At 65.7% G+C, this 6,592-nt stretch carries 6 protein-coding genes; 3 read left to right on the top strand and 3 right to left on the bottom strand.

The window, feature by feature from the left end; genetic code table 11:
* The coding region (locus tag FVW27_RS04710) for a glycosyltransferase family 4 protein (RefSeq protein ID WP_243838212.1) at window positions 1-591 on the top strand (591 nt) is incomplete at its 5' end.
* 114 nt (window positions 592-705) lie between these two features.
* The gene (locus FVW27_RS04705; protein ID WP_167123176.1) at window positions 706-1,731 is read left to right on the top strand and encodes a threonine aldolase family protein; all 1,026 of its coding nucleotides are present in this window, start codon (window positions 706-708) and stop codon (window positions 1,729-1,731) included.
* Between the two features lie 217 nt (window positions 1,732-1,948).
* On the opposite strand, the gene FVW27_RS20830 is transcribed toward FVW27_RS04705, so the two are convergent.
* The 3 genes from FVW27_RS20830 to FVW27_RS04695 form a co-directional block, all read right to left on the bottom strand.
* Window positions 1,949-3,022: an autotransporter outer membrane beta-barrel domain-containing protein gene (locus FVW27_RS20830; RefSeq protein WP_243838211.1), complete on the bottom strand. Its 1,074-nt coding sequence runs from the start codon at window positions 3,020-3,022 to the stop codon at window positions 1,949-1,951.
* On the bottom strand, window positions 3,019-3,837 hold the full coding sequence (locus FVW27_RS20825; RefSeq protein ID WP_243838210.1) for a hypothetical protein: 819 nt from the start codon (window positions 3,835-3,837) through the stop codon (window positions 3,019-3,021). Before FVW27_RS20825 ends, FVW27_RS20830 begins: the two co-directional genes overlap by 4 nt.
* A gap of 451 nt (window positions 3,838-4,288) precedes the next feature.
* Window positions 4,289-5,440 carry a polysaccharide deacetylase family protein gene (locus FVW27_RS04695; protein WP_167123175.1) on the bottom strand — a complete coding sequence of 384 codons (1,152 nt, stop codon included), beginning with the start codon at window positions 5,438-5,440 and terminating at the stop codon, window positions 4,289-4,291.
* Window positions 5,441-5,768: 328 nt separating this feature from the next.
* Between FVW27_RS04695 and FVW27_RS04690 the strand changes: the two genes are divergently transcribed.
* Window positions 5,769-6,592, top strand: an 824-nt coding sequence (locus FVW27_RS04690; protein ID WP_167123174.1) for a J domain-containing protein, incomplete at its 3' end; no start/stop codon positions are given.

Below are 6,592 nucleotides of genomic sequence, written 5' to 3'. Positions count from 1 at the left end.
CGCGCGGGCCGCTGGGACGGCACGCCGCGTCCGCGCCTGCGGCTGATGCTGGCCGGGTTCGATTCGGCCACGCCGGAAGCCACGGTGCGCGGCTGGCTGCGCGAGGCAGGCATAGAGGACAGCTCGGTCATCACCGGCAAACGGCCGGACGTGGCTGCGTGCATTTCAGCCATGGACCTTGGCGTGGTGGCCTCGCTGTGGTCGGAGACCATTGCCCGCGCCGCGCTGGAGATCATGGCCTGCAACAGGCCGCTGGTATCCACCACCGTGGGCGTCATGCCCGATCTTTTGCCCCATGGTGCGCTGGTTGCGCCGGGCGACGTTGCCGCCATGGCCGGGGCCATAGCCCACGCCATGGACAGCCCGCCATGGCTGGAAATACTGCGCGATGCCTGCGGGCTGCGCATCGAAAGCCTGCACCGGACCGATTTTCTGCAGCGCACCCTTGATGTCTATCGCGGGGTATGCCGTTCCGTATGGCAAGGCACCTGCCGCCCGGATGGATGGGATGGATGGGACGGACGGGACGGACGGGACGGGCGTGATGGGGCAAGCAGGCCGGACAATCCCGGCGGCACGGGCAGGGCCTGACCGCCCTCGCATTTCCTTCGTTCCGACGGCGCGCCCGCGCCGCCGCACCATGCACAACGGACGGGCCATACCCATGGGCCCGCCCACGCAAGAGCCAGAGCAGGAGACACACCAGTGAGCCTCAAGAGTTTCGCCAGCGACAACACCTCGGGCGTGCACCCGCGCATTCTCGCCGCCATGGAGCGCGCCAACGCCGGGCACGCCCGCCCCTACGGGCAGGACCCGTACACAGAGCAGGCGAAAGAGGTGTTCGCCCGGCACTTCGGGCCGGACATCGACATGTATTTCGTGTTTCTGGGCACGGCGGCCAACGTGCTTGGGCTGCGCGCCGTGACCCGGCCGTGGCATTCGGTGGTCTGCGCGGACGTGGCCCACATCAACGTGGACGAATGCGGCGCGCCGGAATCGGTGACCGGCTCCAAGTTGCAGGTCATCCCCTCGCACGACGGGCGCATCCGGGTCATGGACGTGGTGCCGCTGCTGCACATGATCGGCAACTTCCACCACAGCCAGCCGCGGGTCATTTCCATCACCCAGTCCACGGAACTGGGCACGGTGTATTCCCCGGCGCAAATCCGCGCCCTTGCCGACTTTGCCCATGCCAACGGCATGCTGCTGCACATGGACGGCGCGCGGCTGGCCAACGCGGCGGCGGCGCTGGACGTGAGCCTTGCGGCGCTGACCCGCGACGCGGGCGTGGACGTGCTGTCCTTTGGCGGCACCAAGAACGGCATGATGTTCGGCGAGGCGGTGATCTTCTTCAATCCGGAACTGTCGCGCGAGTTCAACTTCATCCGCAAGCAGGGCATGCAGCTCATTTCCAAGATGCGCTTCATCGCCGCCCAGTTCATAGAAATGCTGCACGACGGCCTGTGGCTGGAAAACGCCCGCAACGCCAACGCCATGGCCCGCCTGATGGCCGACAGCCTGCGCGGCCTGCCGCACGTCACCATTACCCGGCCCGTGGAGGCCAACGCGGTGTTCGCCCGGCTTTCGCCCGAGCACATCGCCCGCTTGCAGCAGGATTTCTACTTCTACGAATGGGATCCGGTGCTGCACGAGGTGCGCTGGATGACCAGCTTCGACACCACCGAGGAAGACGTGCGGGAATTCACCGACGCCGTGAAGGCGCTGGGGTAGGGAAGGCGGCCTTTCGACACGACTGCGGTGGCAGGATGATGAAAGAGTGGGCGTATGCAACGGCATACGCCCACTCATGCATTTGTACGGAAAGCTTGTTCGATACAACGTTAGTCGTAACAATCATCGCCCGCATGCAGCATCTTGGGGCGAAATTCCGGCCAGGCGGTTCTGTTGCGGCAAGCGGGCAGTCGCCATGCCGCAGCCAGGCCGGATATCAGAACTCGTACATCAGCGACAGATTGCCCCCCACGCCCTCGCGTACGCCGGTATAGCCCTGTGCGCCCAGATCAAGCGAAAATCCGCTGTCTGGCAGGGGCTTCCATATGACGCCCACCTCGCCCACGCCCGTGCCGCCCTTCAGGGTTGGCGCGGGTGCGTCAACTCCGGCCACCACGCTGTGCGCCGTGCCGTCGAATTCGTATTCCCATGCCGCGCCGGTGTACGGCGTGATGCATTTGTTCAGCGCATAGCCGAATCGCGCCCCAAGGCGGGTGCGGTACGAATCCACGTCGTCGAACGTTACCGGGTCGCCCAGTATGCGCACGTCCGCCCCCGTGGTGTGCGTCCAGAAGTACTTGCCGTACAGGTCAAGCCAGGCCTGTTCGCTGATGTTCCAGATGTACCCGACGCCCGCGTGCGCGCCGTAGTAGGCGACGTTGATGTCGTATTCGGCCTCTCCCAGCGTGGGGTTCAGGTCGTCGCTCCTGTAGTCGGAACTGAGCCTGCCCGCGCGCACCGTTGCTTCTGCGTACAGCCCGCGCGCCATGCCTTCGGTGGCTTCCACCCGGCCCAGCAGGCCGCCGCCGGTGGAACGGCTGTCGCCCCGGGCCGTGATGCTGTCGCCAGCCGCCGTTTCGTTGTGGCTGTCGTAGGAGCCGACGCCTGTTTCGAAGAACGCCCCCACAAGCAGATCCGCGCCGCTCACTGGCAGGCGTTTGGCCAGGCCGGTCATGAGGGCGAAGCTCTGCAAGTCCACATGAGACCCGGTTGCATAGCGAGAGGTTGTGCCGGACGTGGCGCCGAAGCCAGCCCAGCCTGCCTGAGCCATGTTGTCCGCGCCAAGGACGGCTGCCGCGCGGGCGTTGCCCATGCCCGGCCCGGCCGCAAGGTCCGCGCCTTGTGTCACAAGGGCGATGCTGGCCGCCTTGCCTTCGGACGGGGATTTGCGCACGCCTTCGTCGGTCTGTCCGGCGCTGGTCACCCGGGCCACCAGACTGTTGGAGGTTGTTTCCAGGCCGAAGGTGTAAAGGCTGGAAATGCCCGCCATGCCCGTGACGTTGTTGGTCATGCCCGCATCGGCGTGAGGCTGGGAGCTTGGATAAGGGTAACGGTGTCATTGACGGCCAGCGGGGTTCCGCTGCCCATGATGCCCACGCCCACGGTGGTGGGGGCGGTGGAAGGGCCGCTGGAGGGCGTGCTGATATTCACGCCTTGGGTAACAGTAAGCACCGTGTCGCCAGCCCGGACCGTCTCTGGCAGATAGAACCGGAAGTGCTGGAAATTTTTGATGGAAGCTGCCTGAAGGTTCAGGGTGTGGATTTCCAGCGTGTTGCCGGTGCGGTCGTCCGAACCGGCTGCGGAGTGCCCGCCGATAAGGTTGGCAAGGCTCAGGTCGGGGCTGTCGAAGATGCGCAGGGTGTTGTCGGTAGCGTCGTGATCCCTGGAATATCCACCAAAGACGTCGGTGTGTATCGTGCCGCCAGTGATGGTTACAATGTTTTGGTAGGCGTATTCGGTTTGGGTGTATCCGCCGTATATTCCTTCGCCTGCATGTGTTCCGCCGGTTACTGTTACCCGGTTGCCCCAGGCGTTACCGCCCACGCTGAAGCCGCCGATTATGGGGCCGACAATGCCAGTGTCGATGGTGACGTCCCCATTCTCGGCGGCATTAAAATCGTGCCGATAGATGCCGATGTAACCGGGATTCGTGAAGTCCGCGACGGGGCCGGTTACACTGCCGCCCGAGTTGGCGGCTCGCAATGGTGCGGCCAGTGCAAGCGACGCCAGAAAGAGTAGCGCCGCCGCGGCACGCGCGGCATGGCTGCGCGCGCGCCGTGGAGATTTGGTAGTCTGCGGGGGCCATAGACGCAGGGGCAAGAACATGAAGGCCTCCTGATGTCGTGACGTGGTGTTTCCCCAGATGGTCTGCGGGTGCAAATATGCCCGGTGCAGCACGCGCTGGCATCGGGCATTGATTGCGGCATCAGGCGTTTGGGGAGTTGTCTGTACGAGATCAATGATAACAGGGCGTTCTGGAATTGTAAATCTATTGCGGCCCGTATGTGCCGCATATGAAGGCCCTTGGCAAGGAGACGACGTGGAATTTTGGGCGAAAATGCCCAAGGCTGCATGCAAGGGCTTTTCCGCAGTACTGCATCAGGCGGTCCTGCGACCGGTCATGCGCAGGTTTCTGCAATATGTCCTGCAACAGGTTTCGCGCCCGGGCCTGCAACAGGTTCGGCTATTGATTCGCCGTGAGACAGACAGGCACGCGGTGGCGCCCCGGGGAAGCGGGGTGTTGGGGCGCGGTGCTACGCTTCTGCCCGTGCTTTGCTTACAGCCGCATCTTCGCGTACAGCCCGGCCAACCAGGGGCGGGCGTACAGGAACAGGCGCAGCAGCAGCCACGACGCGGGCTTGTCCTTGGCCTTGAAGCGGTGGACGTGGGCGGCGCAGCCGGGCGGGTTGGGGCCCATGGTGGTGGCGAAGAACACGGAAAAACCCTGCGCCCGTGCGATGTCGCGGGCCTCGTCGCAATAGGCGCCCCACGGCCAGCACAGCGAGCGCACGGGGTGGCCCAGTTCGTCGGCCAGGGTGGCTGCGCAGGCGGCCAGTTCGCGGGTCATGCGGGCGGTGCGGTCGGCGTCGGATTCCGGCTTGCCAAGGCCGGAAGGCGTGGCGGCAAAGGCTTCAACCAGTACTTCAAGTTCGCGCACCTTGCCGGAATCCTGGAAAAAGGCGTAGGCCCCGGCCTTGTCCTGGGGGACCAGGGCGCGAATGGCGTCCACCAGTTGCTGGTCGGGCACGAAGGCGCGGCGCAGCAGGGCGGGGCGCTGGGCAAAGGCTGGCAGCCCCCACGGCACGGCAAAGTCCACCCGGTCGAAGGTGCGCGAGCGGTGGCCGGGGGCGTGAAAGCCCGTGTATTCAGGCTTGGCGAACACGGCGTGGTGCCAGTGGGAATGGGCCGCCACGGCCATGGTGCCATCGGCTTCCATCAGCCGCGCCTCGTCCCAGTTGCAGAACAGGTCCTTGCGCTCGTCAAACCCCAGTTCGTGGCGCACGAAGGGGGCATCCACGCGGGGCAGGCCGTCTTCGCGGATGCGGCCCGCGCGCACGTCGTCCAGGGTGGGGCGGGGCGCGCCCTGTTCCAGCTTGCCCGCCACGGCAAAGATGACGCCCTTGTGCCCGTACTTCTTCAGGATGGGCCAGGCGTAGACGTAGTTGTCCAGGAACCCGTCGTCGAAAGTGATCAGCGCGCTGCGCGGCGGCAGCGGGGCTTCGCCCAGCAGGTACGCCTCGGCTTCGGCCAGGCCGATGCCGGTCCACCCGGCGCGGCGCATGGCCCGGCAGTGGGTCTCGAAGGTGTCGGGGGGGACGGCGATGGAATTCTTCTTGCGGCTGACGTAGTGGTACATCAGCACGGGCAGGCTTTTCAGGCCAGATGCGCCAGATGCGCCTGAAGGCGCGGCAGGGCGGGATGCGGACATGCGGTGACGGTGGCGGGGCCGGTTTGGAGGTATGAAGGGGCGGGGCCGTGGAAACATGGTCCCGTTCGGCGTCTGTAGCGCAGCGGGCGGCGCTCGTCGAGGGGGGGCGGGCGCCGTGACGGCGGCCATGGTCGGCAGGCGTGGACGACCGTCTGCGAAGCGGCTGTCAGAGCATCTGGCGAAGCATCTGGCAACGCGTCTGGCAGAGCATTTGGCGCATTGCCCGTCGGTCTTTTGACGCAAGCCGCTTGACACAGGGGCGCGTCGGATTATCCTACAATGGCAGCAGGTTTGCAGCCTCATTGACGCTAAAGGAGAGCTATACGAGATGGCAGTCGAATACAAGGACTATTACAAATTGCTCGGCGTGGAGCGTTCCTCCTCGCGCGACGACATCTCGAAGGCGTACAAGAAGCTTGCCCGCAAGCATCACCCGGACCTGAACCCCGGCGACAAGAACGCGGAAGAACGCTTCAAGGAAATCAACGAAGCCTACGAGGTGCTCAAGGACGACGAGAAACGTCGGCTCTACGATCAGCTTGGCCCCAACTGGCAGCACGGACAACAGTTTCAGGGTGCGCCCGGCTTCGAGAACGTGCGCTTCGACTTTGGCGGCGGGCGAGGCTTCGAGGGCGCCGGGTTCAGCGACTTCTTCGAGACGCTGTTCGGTGGCGGCGGTGCGCGGGCGCGCGGGCAGGGCGGCTTCGGGCCGGACCCGTTCGGCAACTTTTCCGCCCGGCAGCGGCGGGGCCGCGACGTGGAGGCAGAATTCTCGCTGACGCTGGAAGAAGCCTACCGGGGCGGGCGCAAGGCCGTGACCCTGCGTGAAGCCAACGGCGGCACCAAGACGCTGGAGGTGAACATCCCCGCTGGCGTGCGCGAAGGCGGGCGCATCCGCCTTGCCGGGCAGGGCGATCCCGGCATGGGCGGCGGACCGGCGGGCGACCTGTACCTGAAGGTGCGCATGGCTCCGCATCCGCAGTTCACCCTGGATGGCGACAACGTGATCTACGATCTGCAACTGGCCCCGTGGGAAGCAGCCCTGGGCGCAACGGTGCGCGTGCCCACGCTGGACGGCGAGGTGGACGTTACCGTGGCCCCCGGCGCGTGCAGCGGACGCAAGCTGCGCCTGCGCGGCAAGGGGCTGGGCGC

The sequence above is a fragment of the Nitratidesulfovibrio liaohensis genome, from assembly GCF_011682075.1.
In the GTDB taxonomy this organism is placed as follows: domain Bacteria; phylum Desulfobacterota; class Desulfovibrionia; order Desulfovibrionales; family Desulfovibrionaceae; genus Cupidesulfovibrio; species Cupidesulfovibrio liaohensis.
This window is presented reverse-complemented; position numbering and strand designations above follow the sequence as displayed.

Bases quoted from the DNA above. Each gene is read 5' to 3' on its own strand.
- FVW27_RS20830 (WP_243838211.1), bottom strand. From the start codon at position 3,022: ATGACCAACAACGTCACGGGCATGGCGGGCATTTCCAGCCTTTACACC.
- FVW27_RS20825 (WP_243838210.1), bottom strand. From the start codon at position 3,837: ATGTTCTTGCCCCTGCGTCTATGGCCCCCGCAGACTACCAAATCTCCA.
- FVW27_RS04695 (WP_167123175.1), bottom strand. From the start codon at position 5,440: ATGTCCGCATCCCGCCCTGCCGCGCCTTCAGGCGCATCTGGCGCATCT.